Raw genomic sequence first — 15,602 nt, 5'->3', positions numbered from 1 at the left:
TAGCTCATCAAGCCACTGACGGACCGCTATGAGGACATCGGTGGCCTCACTCGCCGCGGCAGGGGCGGATCGCTCGCCGTCGACCGTCCGGATGATGCGTGCGCGGAGGCCGTCCGCCCGGCCGGCTTCCACCCACACCCGGAGGATCAGGACACCGGACCGTGCTGAGGGGGTCTCCATGAATGACCAAGTGTTCCGCACCGATGTCACCCGGACGTTGTCGCTTCGTGTCCACCGACGTCATCGCGCGGCCTCAGGACGCGCTCGTGACGCCGGTGCGACGGGTGAGTCGCGGCCCGGTCACAGGGGAGTCTGCATGCTCCCGGTGTGTGTCATCCGTGCGTGATGAGGCAGGGGGAGGTTTCCCATGGGCGACTTCGGTGTCATCGCCGATGTCTCGGCGGTCATCGTGGGCGCCCTGACGCGGGCCCTGCGCCCGCTCAATCCGGCGAATCCCCCGATCGCGGAACTCAACGACCTCGCCGAGGCGGTGCAGGTACCGACGCCCAAACTCACGGTGTTCCTCTACGAGATCGCCGAGGACCCCACGTCGCGCAACCGGCCGCCGGTGCGCTCCCTGCCGCCAGGACCGCTGACGACCCGTAAGCCGCCGATGGCCCTGATGCTGCGGTATCTGGTCACCCCCTGGGGCGGCGACCAGATCACCCAGCACCGGATGCTGGGCCGCGCCCTGCAGACCTTCTACGACGACGCGATCCTGGACGGCGTCCAGCTGACCGGCAGCCTGGCGGCGAGCACCGACTCGCTCCATCTCACCCTGACGCCCCTGACCCTCGATCAGAAGTCCTGGATCTGGTACGCGATCCAGAAGCCCTACCGGCTCTCGCTGAACTACGAGGTCCGTGTCGTCAGCCTGGACTCGGCCGTCGAGACGCCGGTACAGCCGGTGCAGAGCCGGGTCGTCGACGGGACGGTGACACCATGAGCGCCTTTCTGCCGCTGACCCGCTCGGCCACCTACAGTCCGGCGTGGTTCGTGCCGCTCGACGACTTCACCGGGCGGGTGCGCACCCTCGGTGTGGACATCCGGCTGGACCGGTTCCAGGACGGCGGCTGGCTGCCGCTGGACGACAAGGCCGTACGCACGCCCAGCGGGGCCCTGGCCTTTCCCGGCCTGGGCAGACGCGGGGAGCCGTGGGCGGCCCGGCCCGAGCGCCACCGGGCCCGCTTCTCGGCCGCCGGACACCAGCCGCTGTACCCGGCCGACGGCGAGCCCTTCTCGGCCGCTCTCGCCGGCGTCGAGTTCCTGGTCCATCCGTACAACGACACCCACCCGCCGGCCGGGCCGACCGCCCCGAGGCTGGTCCGGTTCCTGCCGGGCGTCACCTTCCCCTATCCGCCGGGCCTGCGCACGGTCCACGGAGTCGTGGTCGACGCCGCCACGCGGGCACCCGTCACGAACGCGCTCGTCGAGGCCCGGGGACGGACGAGCGGCGACCTGATGCCCTGGCACGAACGCACCCTGTCCGACGCCACCGGCGCCTTCCGGCTCGCCCTGCGGTGGGAGGGCGAGAAGGCCGACCTGGAGGCCGACGAGGAGACGTTCCGCTTGCAGGCGGTCGAAGAGCCGGGCCGGAGCGGGGAGCTTGTCGTGCGGCTGCCCCAGGACACCGCGCGTCGGCACGTCATCGAGATCCGTGAGCAGAGTTGAGGAGCCGTCCATGGCTGAGTATCTGAGCCCCGGGGTCTACATCGAGGAGATCGATGCCGGACCGCGGCCGATCGCGGGTGTGAGTACGAGCACGGCCGGCATGGTCGGGGTCACCGCCCGCGGCCCGTACACCGGCAAACCCAAACTGGTGACGAACTTCCTGGAGTTCCAGAACACCTTCGGCGGATTCCTGCCCGAGCCGGAGACGACCGTACGGGACACCTGGGCGAACGACCCCGCCGAAGGGGGACGCTGGTGGCTGTTCCCGCTGGCGGTCAAGGGCTTCTTCGACAACGGCGGCCAGCGGCTGTACATCAAGCGGGTCGCCGCGGCGCAGGCCACGCCGGCGTCGGGCGCGCTCGTCGGCGGACTGGTGAGCGCCGTCGCCGGCGATGCGGCGCGGGGCGCGACGAGCGTGCAACTCGGCCATCTGATCGGTTTCGACGGGGTGGGCCAGCAGATCAGGATCGTACGGGGCGACGACCAGCAGGAGATCCACACCGCCACGGTCACCCGCTACGACATGACCGCTCGCCGGATCACGCTGGACCCGGCCCTGCCCGCCGAGGTCAGGTCGGCCCGCGGGGACTACGTACAGGCCGGGGGCCGCTCCGACGAGGAGACGCTGCGGCTGTCCGCCGTGAGTCCCGGCTCATGGGGCGGGGCCGTCCAGGTCCGGGTCCGGCCCATGGTCGGTGCCGCGCTGCCCGTGTCGCCCGATCCGCGGGAGGGCGCGCTGTTCATCAGCCGGCTCGTCACGGACGCGGTGGCGGACAGCGGAACGGTCGAGGTGGCCGTGGTGAACGGGCTCGACCGCGACGGCCTGCCCGACCGGGTCTGGGCGCAGATCGGCACCGGCCGGTTCGAGGTCGAGGTGGGAGAGCCGGCGGACGGGAAGGTCACGCTGACCTTCCCGGAGGGCACGACCCACCCGGCGTGGGAGACCGGGCTGACCGTGCGCCGGGTGCGCCGGGGCAGCATCGGGACGGTGCCGACCCTGCGCGTCGGCGGTGCGAGCCGCCTCTACCCGGGCGCGGTCGTCCAGCTCGACGACGGCACCGCCCTCACGGCCGTCAAGGTCGACTCGGTGACCGACGATGTCGTCACCTTCGATCAGGACCTGCCCGGCGAGTTCTTCGAGACCGACCGGATCCACCTGATCGAGGCCGAGGTCTCCACCCGGTTCACGGATCCGGGCGGCGCGGCGGTGACCGAGACCTTCAGCAACCTCCGGCTCACCGGCGACGGTCCGGCGAACCTGGCGACCGCCCTGGAGAGCCGCTCCCAGCTGGTCCGGGCCACGCCGCTGCCCGGTCTGACCACCGATCCCGCACGGTTCCCGATGCCCGCGGTCGGGTCCTGGCTGACGCTGGCGGACGGTGACGACGCGTCCGGGACCCTGACCGTGGCCGACTTCGTCGGCACCGACGGCGGCAGCGGCCGCCGTACCGGCATCGTCGCGCTGGAGGACATCGACGAGATCGCGGTCTGCGCGGTCCCCGGCATGTGGTCGGGCACCGTCGAATCCGCCCTCGTCACCCACTGCGAACTCCTCAGGGACCGGTTCGCGATCCTCGACCCGCGCGACGGCCTGGACATCGAAGGCATCCAGGCGTTCCGCGAGCCGTTCGACACCAAGTACGCGGCGCTCTACTACCCGTGGCTGGTCACCCGGGACCCGTCGGCCAACCGCGATGTCGAAGTGCCGCCGTCCGGGCACATGGCGGGGATCTACGCCCGCGTGGACGTGGAGCGCGGCGTGCACAAGGCACCGGCCAACGTCGTCATCAGGGGCATCCGGGGGACCGACGGCATCGCCCAGGACATCACCAAACGCCACCAGGACCTGCTCAACCCCAAGGGGATCAACGCGCTGCGGTTCTTCCCCGGACTCGGCCACCGGGTGTGGGGCGCGCGCACGCTCTCCTCGGACAGCTCGTGGAAGTACATCAACGTCCGGCGGCTGTTCCTCTTCCTGGAGGAGTCGATCGACGAAGGCACCCAGTGGGTGGTCTTCGAACCCAACGACGAGGCGCTGTGGGCCCTGGTCCGCCAGACGGTCACCAACTTCCTCACCACGGTCTGGCGCAGCGGCGCGCTCGCCGGCACGACCGCCGACGAGGCGTTCTTCGTCGCCTGCGACCGCACCACGATGACCGAGGACGACCTGGCCAACGGCCGGCTCATCTGCGTCATCGGCGTCGCGCCGGTCTTCCCGGCCGAATTCGTGATCTTCCGGATCCAGCAGAAGACCCGCGAGACCCAGCTCGCCTGAGCGGCACCCGACTGAGAAGGGGGCACTATGCCACCCGTGACCAGGGACGATCCATACGCGTCCTACAACTTCCTGATCATCGTGACCAACGTCAGTGACGACGGCGTCGCGGTGAGCGGCTCCTTCACCGAGGTCAGCGGGCTGGAGCTGGAGATCCCACCGATCGAGTACCGCAACGGGAGCGAGGACATCACCGTCCGTAAGATCCCGGGGCTGAAGAAGTTCACCAACCTCACCCTCAAGCGCGGCATCACCGGCCATGTCGGCTTCTGGAACTGGGTGGTCGAGGCGCTCAACGGCAAGGTGCGGCGTGCCTCCGGTTCGATCGTGATGCTGGACGAGAACCGCCAGGAGGCCATGCGCTGGAACTTCGACCGCGGCTGGCCGACCAAGTACACCGGCCCGACGCTCAGCTCGACCAAGAACGAGATCGCCATGGAGACTCTCGTACTGGCGGTCGAGAAGCTGGAGATCGACGCCTGACATGGCCGCTGAAGCGCTCCCCGGCGTATCCCTGACGTTCGCTCCCCGCGGCCCGGACGAGGAGCCGCTGCGTACCGACGTGGCGGCGTTCGTCGGCCGGTTCCGCCGGGGCCCGGTCGCCACGCCGGTACGGGTGGAGAACTGGAACGACGTCGTGGGCGCCTTCGGCCCGCCCTCCGGTGACTCCGCCGCACCGTACGCACTGCGCGGTTTCTTCGAGAACGGCGGCCGCACGGCCTGGGTGCTGCGGGTGTCCGGACCGGCCGCCACCGCACGGACCCGGTGGACGGTCGGGGACGTCGGCGGCTTCCCCGCGGCGCGCTACCAGGTGTCCGCCACCAGCCCGGGAGCCTGGGCCAACGGCGCGCGCGTCGCCATCCGCCACCGGACCAGCACGGTCGCCGGGCCGCCAACCGTGGACGTACGGATCACGGTGCCCGGCGAGCCGCCCGAGATGTTCTCCGGTCTGCCGGCCGCCGAAGTGGCCGGGGGACTGGCCGGGTCCCGCTTCATCCGGCTGGTCGCCGACCGGCCCGCACCACCGCCGGGAGCGACCGGCCCGATCTCGACGTCCTGGGACCTGACGCTCCTCGGCGGCACCGACGAGGCACCGGGGCGGCGCGAGTACTCCGACGCCGTGGCCGTACAGGCCGACCTCCCGGAACCGGCCCTGCTGGCACTGCCGGACCTCGGCGCCGACCTGTCGGGGACCACACACACCGACATGGTGATGGAGGTGCTGCGGACCGTCGGACCACTGCTCGACCGCCTCGTTCTCCTGGACGTACCACCCCAGCTGTCCTCCGTGGACGACGCGGCGGAGTGGGTGGGGTCCCTGGCCGCCACCGGCGACAACCGCCTGCTGAGCACCGCCGCCGTCTACCATCCGCCGCTGCGGACGCCCGACGGGCCCGCGCTGCGGACCGTCCCGTCGTCCGGGCACGTCCTGGGCGTCATCGCCCGGCTGGACGGCGAACGCGGCGCGCACCACACCCCGGCCAACGCCACGGTCCTGGAGGCGGTCGACCTCGCGGCCGCGTTCCCCGAGCCGCAGCAGGTCCGGCTGTTCGACGCGGGCATCGACCTGATCCGCTGCACCCGCGGTCGCGGACTGACGGTGTGGGGCGGGCGCACCCTGTCCGCCGATCCCCGTACCCGCTACATCGCGCACCGCCGACTCGTCCACCTGCTGGTGCGCGCCATCCGGCGGGCGGCGAGCCCCCTCGTGTTCGACGTCAACTCGCCCGAACTGCGACTGACCCTGGTACGGGCGGTGACCTCCGTGCTGCTGTCGGCCTTCCGGGCCGGCGCGCTCGCCGGCGCGCGGCCCGAGCAGGCGTTCCGGGTGGTGTGCGACGACACCAACAACCCACCGGAACAGGACCCGGGACAGCTGGTCTGCGAGATCGAGGTCGCCCCGGCCGTCCCCATGGAATTCATCCTGCTGCGTCTCGTACTCGGCCAGGACCGCGCCCTGGAGGTGATCGAGGCATGACCCTGGATCCACTGCCCAAGTACCGCTTCCTCGTCACCCTCGACCCCGGCGACGCGTATCTGCCGTCCGCGCAGGCACTCCTGCTGCCGCTGGTCGCCTCCGGCGCGTTCCAGGAAGTCGCCGGGCTCGGCGCACAGCTGGAGGTGACGAGCTACCCGGAGGGCGGCCGTAACGACTCCGTCCACCAACTGCCGCTGCGCCACTCGTGGAACCGGATCACCCTCAAACGCGGAGTCGTACGGGATCCCGGGCTGTGGGCCTGGTACCAGGCCGGACTGGCCGACTCGCTCGGCGCCCGCCGCGACGGCGCGGTGATCGTCCTCGGCCCGGACGGGGTGCCCGGGGCGGCATGGGCGTTCCACGGCGGCCTCGCCGCCAAATGGAGCGGCCCCGACCTGCACGCCGAACAGAACGCGATCGCCGTCGAGTCGCTGGAGATCGCACACGAGGGGCTCACGAGAGTTCCGCAGGACACCGCGGCGGACGCGCTGTCCGCCACGGAGCGGCTGAACCAAGGAGGAAGGTGACCGGCGTGCCGAAGGTGATCATTCACAACCTCGAAGTCCGCATGCAGGTGGACGGCGACGACGGCGCGGTCTTCACCCGCCTGTTCAACAAGCACATCCAGGCCTGGGCGAAGCTGTACGAGGACGAGTGCGCCCGGACGCAGCGCACCGCGGCCGAACGCGGCTTCGGTGACAGGGAGGGCCGGCCGTGAGCGTGACACCCGTGTCCTTCGCCCGCCAGGCCGGAGCCCAGGCCCGACTGGAGATCGTCCGGCCGGTGATCGCCGACGAGCGGAAGCGGCGTATCCCGCTGCGCTTCAACCCGACCGACTACAAACTGAGCAAGTCCAACACCTTCGCCGAGATCACCATCCCCGGCCTGGAGACACCTCCGCTCCAGTACGTCCGCGGCGGCACGGAGACACTCACCGTCCAGGCGCTGGTCGACACCTCCGACACACTGGAGAACGTCCGGACCGCCTACGTCGACGCCCTGCGCAACCTGCTGCGCCCCGACAGCCGCGAACACGCGCCGCCGATCGTCCGGTTCGTCTGGGACGAGGAGGTCTTCACCGGTGTCGTGGAGAAACTGGACGTCAACTACCAGCTGTTCCGCCCGGACGGTGTGCCCCTGCGAGCCATGCTCGACCTGTCGCTCAAGGAGTACCGCACCGCCGCCGCACAGGTCGCCGAGACCCCGCGCTCGTCGCCCACGGTGGAGAAGAGCTATGTGGTGCGCCGCGGCGACACGCTCAGTTCCATCTCCGCCGCGCTCTACCGGCGGCCCGACGCCTGGCGGGAACTGGCGCGCGCCAACGGGATCACCGATCCCCGGGACCTGCGGCCGGGCCGGGTACTGACCGTGCCCCGGCTGCCGTGAGGAGCGCCTGATGAGCACCCCCACCCCGGAAGTGGCCTCCCCCGACCGGTACGCGCCCGAGTTCGAGGTCCGTATCGAGGGCCTGGAGATGGATCCGAGCACCAAGAACGACATCATCGACGTCAAGGTGAACCGGGACATCGACGAGATGTCGGGCTTCGACCTCACGCTGAACAACTGGGACGACGTCAACCTGAAGTTCAAGCACAGCGACTCGCCGCGGCTCAAGCTCGGCGGCCGGGTCTCGGTGCGGCTCGGCTACGCCGACAAGCTGCTCACCGTCGCCACCGGGACCATCAGCACGCTCAGCCCGAAGTTCCCCGACAGCGCGTCGCCCACCGTCCAGGTCAGCGGGGTGGACGGGCTGCTGCGGCTCAAGGACCGCAAGCCCACCGAGAACGAGACCAAGATCTACCGCAATCTGCCCGACTGGCGGATCGCGGAGCAGATCGCCCAGCGCAACCACCTGCGGATCGAAGTCACCAGGGAAGGGCCGACCCATGACCAGGTGGTGCAGAAGAACCAGGACGACGCGACCTTCCTCATGGAACGCGCCAAGCGGCTCGACTTCGACTGCTACATCCTGCCCGACCCCCAGTCCGGCGAGGACACGCTGTACTTCATCAGACCCACGGACGGCCGTGACGGTCGCCCGATCCGGGTGTACCGGCTGGCCTACGCGCCGGGACTGTCCACCGGACCCTCCGCCCAGCCCGAGGGACTGATCCCCAACCTGCTCGATTTCACGCCCACGCTGACGGTGTCCCAGCAGGTCGGCAAGGTCACCGTGCGCGGCTGGGACCCCCGCACCAAACAGCCGATCGCGTTCACCGCGACCGCCGAGAACCTGCCGGCCGGGCAGAACACCGCCGACGGGCAGAGTGGTCCCGAGGCCGCCGAGTCCACGCTGGGGGGCCGCCAGGACGTCCTGGTCGACGCGCCGGTCACCAGCGATCAGGAGGCCCGTGAGCTGGCGATCAGTCTGCTGCGCGAGCGTGCCTACGAGTTCATCACGGCGACCGGCCGGGTGGCGGGACTCCCCGAACTCAGCCCCGGCGACAACCTGGAGATCTACGGCCTCGGGCAGCGGTTCTCCGGCACGTACTTCGTCAAGCGGGTCGAGCACACCCTCAACACCAGCGGATTCTTCACCCAGTTCACCGGCCGGCGGATCCACCAGGGGGACCAGTGACCACCAGGACCACGCCACGCGCCCGCTCCACCGACAAGCGGTACTACGGCGTCGTGGAAGCGCTTGTCGTGGAGAACGACGGCGACGACGAGGCGCGGGTCAAGCTCCGGTTCCCGTGGTTCGACCAGACCACGGTCACCGACTGGTGCCGGGTCAGCCAGCTGTACGCGGGCAACGGCTACGGCTCGGTCTTCGTCCCGGAGAAGGGCGACGAGGTGCTGGTCGCCTTCGTCCACGGCGACATGCGGTTCCCGATCGTCCTGGGCGGTCTGTACAACGGCCAGGACAAGCCGCCGGCCGCCCGCACGGAGGGGCGCGACGAGAAGATCATCCGGACCAGGCACGGCCACGAGGTGCTGCTCGACGACACGGAGTCCCAGGCCGCCGTACGGATCAGGTCCGCCGCGGGACATGTGGTGGAACTGGACGACGAGGGCAAGGAGATTCGCATCACGGCGGCCGAGGGCGGCAGTGTGACGGTGTCCGCGCGGGGCGAGATCACCCTCAAGGCTCCGAAGGTCACGGTCGATTCCTCCGCCATCGAGCTGGGCGCCGGAGCCACCCAGCAACTCGTGCTCGGCAACATGCTGGTCGGGCTGTTCAACAGCCACACCCACGCCTGCCCCGCCGGGACGAGCCTCCCGCCGGTCCCGCAGCTCGACGGCACCGTACTGGCCGAGAAGGCGAGGACGGCATGAGCGAGGACTTCCTCGGAACCGGCTGGCGGTTCCCGGTCCTGCCCGACGAGACCGGGCGGCTCGGATACGCCGTCGGCGAGGAGAGCATCGAGCACTGTCTGCGGGCGCTCCTGCTCACCGGCACCGGTGAACGCGTCATGCGGCCCGGATTCGGAACCCGCGCCCAGGAACTGGTGTTCGCGCCCGGCAGCGCCCAGAACCTGCGCGACCTGGAGAACTCGGTCGCCGAGGCCGTCCGTACCCACGAACCCAGGGTGGCGCTGGAGGAGGTCCGCGCGGAGGCCGACCCGGCCGACGAGTCGCGGGTCACCGTCTCGGTCGTCTACCGCATCCGCCGCAGCAACACCAAGGCCAACCTGGTCTTCCCGTTCTACGTCGGCCTCACCGGTCCCACCGGGGGGACGGCATGACCGTGCCCGTGCCCCGGCTGGACGACCTCACCTGGGACGACATGATGGCGGCCATCCGCCGCCGGATCCCCGCCGAGTCGGACGGCACCTGGACGCTGCACGCCCCCGCCGACCCCGGCGTCACCCTCCTCGAACTCTTCGCCTACCTCCTCGAACAGCGGCTGTACTGGCTCGACCAGGCGCCGGACGCGCTCGTGGTCGCCGTACTGCGGCTGCTCGGCCTCGACACTCCGCGCCCCGCCCGCCCCGCGGCCACGGTCCTGCGGCTGGCCGCCCCGACGGACCCGGCCGCCGTCCCGGTCGTCCCCGCGGGAACGGCCCTCTCCCGCGACCTCATGGGCAGCGTCCTCTTCACTCTCGACGACGAGATCGCCGTCTTCCCGCTCGCCGAGGGCGGTGCGGCCACCGTATGGACCGACCGCGACCGTACGGCGGACCTGCGGGCCCGCAGGGACGTCACCCTCCTGGCGAGCGACGGCGGGCCGGCCCAGGCCCGTTTCACCCTGCCGCTCACCGGGGAGCTGCCCGCGTCCGGCCCGCTCAGTCTGCTCCTCGAACTGGCCGCGCCCGCGGCGTGCGTGCCGTCGTGGCTGCCCGGGGCGACCGACGGGGTGGCGCCGCCCGCGGAACTGACCTGGTCGTGGTTCCGGCCGGACTCCGACGTGTCGGGCGCGTTCGAGAAGGTCGAGGACGGCACGGCCGGGCTGCGGCGGTCCGGCGTGGTCCGGCTGTACCCGCCGCCCGGCTGGTCCACCCGCGACACCGGGCTGCTGGTGTCGACCCCCGCGGCGACCTACGCCGCCCCGCCCCGCCTCCGTCAACTCGCCCTCAACGTGTCCACCGCGCACCACCGCCTGCGGCGCACCGCGCGCGGCACCGATCTGGCGGAGCAGATCACCGCCTGGCTCAAGCTGCCCGGCCAGCACCTCGTCCTGCCCGAAGCCGCCGGCCTCCTGCTGGAGGCGAGCGTGCGCCTGGCGGGCGACGAGTGGCTGCCGGTGTCGGACTTCACCTTCGGGGCGTCGGCCGACCGGACCTTCCTGATCGACCGGGAGGAGGGCGCGGTGGTGTTCGGCGACGGACTCACCGGGCGCATCCCCCGGCCCGTCCCGGACGTGACCGACGACTACGTGACGGTCGACTACACACTCGGCGGCGGCCGGTCCGGCAACGGCGGGCTCACCGCGAACTGGCGGCCGGCCTGGGACTCCCCGGCGGAGCCGGGCGCGATCTCGGCGGCCAACCTCGTACCGGCCGAGGGCGGCGAGGACCCGGAGACCGTCACCGCGGCGCGCCGGCGCGCCGCGGCGTCCCTGGGGGAGGTGACCCGTGCGGTCACCGCCGACGACTTCGTCACCCTCGCCCGTACGACACCGGGCGTCGCCGTCGCCCGCGCGTACGCGTCCCTCGGGGAGCACCCCGGATTCCCCTGCTCCACGGTGCCCGGCGCGGTGACCGTCCACCTCGTTCCCTCGGTGCCACGGGACGACTTCGCCCGGGAGGACTTCGTCGTCGCGCCCCGGCCCGACCCGGGCACGCTGTCGGCGGTCTCCGCCCGGCTGGCGTGCGGGCGGCTGCTCACCTCCGAGGTCTTCGTCCGCGCGCCCGCCTACCGCGGGGTGACGCTGCGCGTCGACCTGTCGGGCGGCCCGGCCGACCGGGCCCGCGTGTCCACCGTGGTCACCACCGCCCTGCGCCGCTACCTCGACCCGCTCGTCGGCGGCGCGGAACAGGACGGCTGGCCGTTCGGGGAGGCGCTGCGCCCTTCGGCCCTGCTGCGGGCCGCGCAACTCGCGCTGGGAGACCTCGCGGACGTCGCCGCCGTGGCGATCGGCCTCGACGGGGCCGACGCCGCCGAGGACTGCGACGAAGTGGAGCTGCGCGCCGGTGAACTGCCCGTTCTGCGGGCGGTCCGGATCCGGACGGTGCCCGCCGTCGAACCGGGGGAGGGGCTGCTGTGACCGGCGAGGTGTGGTGGGAGCGGGACGCGCGGGGCGAGGGCCGGCTCGTACCGGGTCCCGGACCGTCCGGCGTCGAGCCGGAGCTGACCGAGGCGACCCGCGAGGCGGTACGCGCCGATGTGAGCGGCCGGATCGCGGGTTACACCCCGGACTGGACCGATCCCGACCGCCAGGACGCGGGCGTCGCCCTCGTACGTCTCTTCGGCACCCAGCTCGAACCCGTGCTCGGCCGCGTCAACCGGCTGCCGGAGAAGGTGCTGGCCGAGCATCTGGCGACGGCGGGCGTACGACGGCGCCCGGCCGGTGCGGCGGCCACGCTCCTCGAATTCACCGTGAACCCGCCGGACGGCGGCTCCGTGCTCGTCCCGGCCGGTTTCCAGAGCGGGGCGTCGAGCCCGGCGGGGCAGGTGATCTACGAGACCGACGAGGACCTGTACGCCACACCGGCCACGCTCGCCGCCCTGGCCGTACAGGAGGCCGGAACGCTGGAGACCCTGCCGCTGGGACCCGCGGGACCGAGCCGCCCCTTCGCGCCGTTCGGCCGGGACCCCGCGCCGGGCAGCGGACTGTGGATCGGACTCGCCGGGCCGGCCGCCGCCTACCCCCGGCTGTCCCTGGGCTTCGTGGTCGTCGCGATGCCCCCGGCGCCGGCGGGCTCCGGCGAGCTGGTGTCCGTACCGCTGCTGCGCTGGGACGTGCTGGACGGCAGCCGGCTCGTACGCGCCGAAGTGATGCGTGACTCCACGGCCGGACTCCGCGCCGGCGGGACCGTCGAGCTGCGGGTCCCGCGCTCGTGGGCGCCCGGCAGCCCGCCCGGCTTCCGGCCGGGCCCCCCGCTGCGCTGGCTGCGCCTCCAGATCGCGCACGGGACCTTCACCGGACCGGCGCCCGTGCTGTCCGGACTGCGGCTGAACACGGTCGCGGCCACGGCCGCCCGCACGGTCAGGGACGAACCGCTCCAGCCGATCCAGGACCCGGGGCCGACCGGCGGCAGCCGCATGAGGCTCAGTCAGCTGCCCATCCTCGCCGGCACCGTGGTCATCGAGGTCGACGACGACACGGGCGGCGACGTGTTCGGCACCTCGGCCGGTTCGTCGTCCCCCTGGCGGGAGGTGGAGAGCCTCGCCGCGTACGGCGCCGACGACCGGGTGTTCACCGTGGACCACACGACGGGCGAGGTGACCTTCGGGGACGGCGTCAACGGCACCGCCGTGCCGCCCGGCTTCCGTAACGTCCGCGCCGTCCGGTACCGCGTCGGCGGCGGCAGCGCCGGTGCCGCACGCGCCGGCGCCGTCAATGGGGTGGTGACCGCGCTGCCGTACGTCACCGGCGTCAACAACCCCTTCCCGGCCTCCGGAGGAACGGACGCGGAGCCCGACGCCGACACGATCCGCCGCGGCGTCGGTGAACTCCGCGCCCGCGGCCGGGCCGTGGCGCCCGCCGACTACGGACTGCTGGCCCTCCGGGCGCCCGGCGCGTCCGTGGCCCGCGCCCAGGGAGTGCCCGGGCTGCACCCCGATTTCGCCGGGGTGTCCATCCCCGGCGTCGTGGGAGTCCTGGTCGTACCGGCCGCGGCGCCGGGCGACGACAGCGGCGAACCGCCGGTGCCCACCGCCGCGACCCTGCGCGCCGTCGCCGACTTCCTGACCCGCGAGGCCGCCCCCGCCGGGGTGACGGTGGTCGCCGCCCCCGCGCGGTACCGACGGGTCGCCCTGGAGTCATGGGTCACCCTCGACCCGGACCTCGACCGCGCCACCGTCCTGGCCGCCGCGGGCGACGCGGTACGCACCTACCTGGATCCGCTGACCGGCGGGGAGAGCGGCGCCGGCTGGCCGTTCGGCGGCGCGCTGCGGCACTCGGCCCTGGTCCGGCGGCTGCTGGCGGTCGACGGGGTTCTGGCCGTGTCCCAGCTCTCGCTCACCGTCGACGGAGTGCGGCTGCCGCCCTGCACCGACCACACGATCGGCCCCCACACCCTCGTCTGGCCGGAACGCCCGCTGCTGATCCCCGTAGGAGACCGGCCATGACGTGCGCACCGCACAACGCGACCTTCCGCCTGCTGGACGCCCACGTCGGCTGGGACGAACTCACCGGCGGGGACGCACTCACCGGCGGGGACGACGAGCCGGGGACCGAGGGCATCGTCGGGTTCGAGGACCCGGCCGGCATCCGGCTGGCCTTCCGGGGCTCCGCGCCGGAAGGCCCCACCAGGGACCGGCTGCTGCCGTGGTTCCCCGACCCCCGCCTCGCGCCGGGGTGCGGGCCGTGCGCCTGGTACCTGCTGGTCCCCGGATCACCGGCCGGCGCGCCGCGGCTGCTGCGCCGTGACGGCTGTACCGGCGACTGGGTTCCCGTATGGCCGGCCGGCTGCGACCCCGGTCTGCTGCGCGCGCCCGTCTCGGTCGCGGCGCGCGGACACCGGCTCGCCGTTGTCGAGTCGGGCCGGGTGCTGGTGTGGCGCCGCGACGGCGAACAGCTCTCCGGTGTGATCAGGGTCCGCCGGCCGAGCCTGGCCGCCCCGGCCCCCGACGACGAGGTTCTGGTGGCCTGCCGGGACACCACCGACCTGCGCCGGTACGACTCGGCGGGCGGCTTCCGCGGCGTGCTCCGCACCGGGGCGCCCGGCGAGATCATCGGACTGCGCACCGGACCGGACCGCACGATCTGGCTGCTCACCGACGACGGTGAACAACTGCTGATCCACCGGGGCGGCCGCCACGGCTCCTTCCGTACCGCCACCTTCGACGAACTGGCCGCGGCCCTGTCTCCGAGCGCGCTCGCCTCGGTGGACGAGGACGGGTTCTGCCTGCGCGACCCGGGGCCGGACGCCGAGGTGACCGACTGCTTCTCGTGGCAGGGCCTGGTACGTACGACCACACCGCCGGTGACCACCCCTTATGTGACCGACGGGTCCTATGTCACCACCCTGATCGACAGTGGCCTCTCGCGCTGCCGCTGGCACCGCGTACGAGTGGAGGCCGACGTCCCCACCGGCACGGCCGTCGCCGTCCGGATCGTGGTCTCCGAGGACCGGCGGTACGACGAGACCGACTGGCAGACAGCGGCCCCCGGAGCCACGGACTTCCTCGTCGACCAGCCGCCCGGCCGCTTCCTGCGGCTGCGGCTGCGGCTGTCGGGCGACGGCGCCACGACCCCGGTCGTCCACCGGATCCGGCTGGACTTCCCCCGGGCCACCAGCGCCGACCTGCTGCCCCCGGCCTTCCGCCAGGATCCCGCGGCCGACGACTTCACCGAGCGTTTCCTCTCGCTGTTCGATTCTTCGCTCGCCGATCTCGACCGGGTCATCGAGCGGTATCCGGCGCTGCTCGACCCGGCCGGCGTCCCGGACCGGGTGCTGCCGTGGCTGGCCGGTCTGCTGGGTCTGTCGTTCGAGGCCGGCTGGGACGCGAGGACCCGGCGCGAACTGCTGGCCGCGGCCCCGGAGCTGTACCGGCGCCGTGGTACGCCGTGGGCGCTGCGCGAGGCCGTACGCATCGTGTTCGGGGTGGACCCGGTGATCGACGAACTGGCGGGGGACCGCCGCTGGGCTCACCTTCGCGACACCGTCGGCGGCGCGGGTCCCGGACTCGGCTCCGTACGGCTGTTCGGCCGGTCGGCGAGCCGGTTCCGGGTCGGCGGCTCGGAACTGGGCGCGGCGCCGCTGCGCGCGTTCGGCGACCCGGACAACGACCCGCTCACCGCGCACGCGCACCGCTTCCGGGTGCTCCTGCCCGCCGGTGCGGCGGACGAGAGCGCGCTGGGGCGGCTGGTGGAGCGGCAGGCGCCCGCGCACACGGTGGGGTCGGTACGGACCGGCGGCGCGGGCTTCGTGGTCGGCTCGCGCTCCACGGTGGGCGTGGACACCGCGTTCGTCCCGCTGCCGCCGCCCGTGCTGGGCGGCGAACACCCGTTGCGGCTGAACCGCGACGGGGTGCTCAGGCCAGGACCAAGAGGATGGCGCCGGGGGGTCGGAGTGGGAGTCGTCTCCGCCGTCGGCGTGCATACGCGAGTGTGGTGAAGGGGACAGTGCG

Annotated in this window: 14 protein-coding genes; all 14 read left to right on the top strand. The window is 72.6% G+C overall.

The features are described from left to right. Positions 1-367: 367 nt before the first annotated feature. From AB0P17_RS14585 to AB0P17_RS14520, 14 genes are read left to right on the top strand one after another with little or no spacing between them, the layout of a single operon-like run. Positions 368-946, top strand: a complete 579-nt coding sequence (locus tag AB0P17_RS14585) for a DUF4255 domain-containing protein (protein WP_365810871.1) — start codon at positions 368-370, stop codon at positions 944-946. Further along, a complete protein-coding gene (locus AB0P17_RS14580; RefSeq protein ID WP_365810869.1) occupies positions 943-1,671 on the top strand; it encodes a carboxypeptidase-like regulatory domain-containing protein in 729 nt (242 codons plus the stop codon). The genes AB0P17_RS14585 and AB0P17_RS14580 overlap by 4 nt, the downstream gene beginning before the upstream one ends. 10 nt (positions 1,672-1,681) lie before the next feature. Continuing rightward, the gene (locus AB0P17_RS14575; protein ID WP_365810867.1) at positions 1,682-3,946 is read left to right on the top strand and encodes a phage tail sheath C-terminal domain-containing protein; all 2,265 of its coding nucleotides are present in this window, start codon (positions 1,682-1,684) and stop codon (positions 3,944-3,946) included. A gap of 27 nt (positions 3,947-3,973) precedes the next feature. Further along, positions 3,974-4,429 (top strand): phage tail protein, encoded by a 456-nt coding sequence (locus tag AB0P17_RS14570; RefSeq protein ID WP_365810865.1) that lies wholly within the window; start codon positions 3,974-3,976, stop codon positions 4,427-4,429. A 1-nt stretch (position 4,430) separates the two neighbouring features. Beyond that, complete coding sequence (locus tag AB0P17_RS14565) at positions 4,431-5,924, top strand: phage tail sheath subtilisin-like domain-containing protein (RefSeq protein WP_365810864.1); 1,494 nt, start codon at positions 4,431-4,433, stop codon at positions 5,922-5,924. Further along, positions 5,921-6,451 (top strand): phage tail protein, encoded by a 531-nt coding sequence (locus AB0P17_RS14560; RefSeq protein ID WP_365810862.1) that lies wholly within the window; start codon positions 5,921-5,923, stop codon positions 6,449-6,451. The genes AB0P17_RS14565 and AB0P17_RS14560 overlap by 4 nt, the downstream gene beginning before the upstream one ends. Then, the gene (locus tag AB0P17_RS14555; protein WP_365810860.1) at positions 6,448-6,642 is read left to right on the top strand and encodes a putative phage tail protein; all 195 of its coding nucleotides are present in this window, start codon (positions 6,448-6,450) and stop codon (positions 6,640-6,642) included. The genes AB0P17_RS14560 and AB0P17_RS14555 overlap by 4 nt, the downstream gene beginning before the upstream one ends. Beyond that, positions 6,639-7,310, top strand: a complete 672-nt coding sequence (locus AB0P17_RS14550; protein ID WP_365810858.1) for a LysM peptidoglycan-binding domain-containing protein — start codon at positions 6,639-6,641, stop codon at positions 7,308-7,310. Before AB0P17_RS14555 ends, AB0P17_RS14550 begins: the two co-directional genes overlap by 4 nt. Before the next feature lie 10 nt (positions 7,311-7,320). Continuing rightward, positions 7,321-8,502, top strand: coding sequence for a type IV secretion protein Rhs (locus AB0P17_RS14545; RefSeq protein WP_365810857.1), 1,182 nt, complete (start codon positions 7,321-7,323; stop codon positions 8,500-8,502). Beyond that, a complete protein-coding gene (locus tag AB0P17_RS14540) occupies positions 8,499-9,200 on the top strand; it encodes a phage baseplate assembly protein V (protein WP_365810855.1) in 702 nt (233 codons plus the stop codon). The genes AB0P17_RS14545 and AB0P17_RS14540 overlap by 4 nt, the downstream gene beginning before the upstream one ends. Then, complete coding sequence (locus AB0P17_RS14535; protein ID WP_365810854.1) at positions 9,197-9,610, top strand: GPW/gp25 family protein; 414 nt, start codon at positions 9,197-9,199, stop codon at positions 9,608-9,610. The genes AB0P17_RS14540 and AB0P17_RS14535 overlap by 4 nt, the downstream gene beginning before the upstream one ends. Next, positions 9,607-11,571: a putative baseplate assembly protein gene (locus AB0P17_RS14530; RefSeq protein WP_365810852.1), complete on the top strand. Its 1,965-nt coding sequence runs from the start codon at positions 9,607-9,609 to the stop codon at positions 11,569-11,571. The genes AB0P17_RS14535 and AB0P17_RS14530 overlap by 4 nt, the downstream gene beginning before the upstream one ends. Next, complete coding sequence (locus AB0P17_RS14525) at positions 11,568-13,598, top strand: putative baseplate assembly protein (RefSeq protein ID WP_365810850.1); 2,031 nt, start codon at positions 11,568-11,570, stop codon at positions 13,596-13,598. The genes AB0P17_RS14530 and AB0P17_RS14525 overlap by 4 nt, the downstream gene beginning before the upstream one ends. After that, on the top strand, positions 13,595-15,589 hold the full coding sequence (locus AB0P17_RS14520) for a phage tail protein (protein WP_365810848.1): 1,995 nt from the start codon (positions 13,595-13,597) through the stop codon (positions 15,587-15,589). Before AB0P17_RS14525 ends, AB0P17_RS14520 begins: the two co-directional genes overlap by 4 nt. Positions 15,590-15,602 lie beyond the last annotated feature (13 nt).

The sequence above is a fragment of the Streptomyces sp. NPDC088124 genome, assembly GCF_040685895.1.
Taxonomy (GTDB): Bacteria; Actinomycetota; Actinomycetes; order Streptomycetales; family Streptomycetaceae; genus Streptomyces.
The sequence above is the reverse complement of the archived record's forward strand: the minus strand, read 5'-3'. Positions and strand labels throughout refer to the sequence as shown.

Coding starts and splice junctions, on each gene's coding strand:
- AB0P17_RS14585 (WP_365810871.1), top strand. CDS start 368: ATGGGCGACTTCGGTGTCATCGCCGATGTCTCGGCGGTCATCGTGGGC.
- AB0P17_RS14580 (WP_365810869.1), top strand. CDS start 943: ATGAGCGCCTTTCTGCCGCTGACCCGCTCGGCCACCTACAGTCCGGCG.
- AB0P17_RS14575 (WP_365810867.1), top strand. CDS start 1,682: ATGGCTGAGTATCTGAGCCCCGGGGTCTACATCGAGGAGATCGATGCC.
- AB0P17_RS14570 (WP_365810865.1), top strand. CDS start 3,974: ATGCCACCCGTGACCAGGGACGATCCATACGCGTCCTACAACTTCCTG.
- AB0P17_RS14565 (WP_365810864.1), top strand. CDS start 4,431: ATGGCCGCTGAAGCGCTCCCCGGCGTATCCCTGACGTTCGCTCCCCGC.
- AB0P17_RS14560 (WP_365810862.1), top strand. CDS start 5,921: ATGACCCTGGATCCACTGCCCAAGTACCGCTTCCTCGTCACCCTCGAC.
- AB0P17_RS14545 (WP_365810857.1), top strand. CDS start 7,321: ATGAGCACCCCCACCCCGGAAGTGGCCTCCCCCGACCGGTACGCGCCC.
- AB0P17_RS14535 (WP_365810854.1), top strand. CDS start 9,197: ATGAGCGAGGACTTCCTCGGAACCGGCTGGCGGTTCCCGGTCCTGCCC.
- AB0P17_RS14530 (WP_365810852.1), top strand. CDS start 9,607: ATGACCGTGCCCGTGCCCCGGCTGGACGACCTCACCTGGGACGACATG.
- AB0P17_RS14520 (WP_365810848.1), top strand. CDS start 13,595: ATGACGTGCGCACCGCACAACGCGACCTTCCGCCTGCTGGACGCCCAC.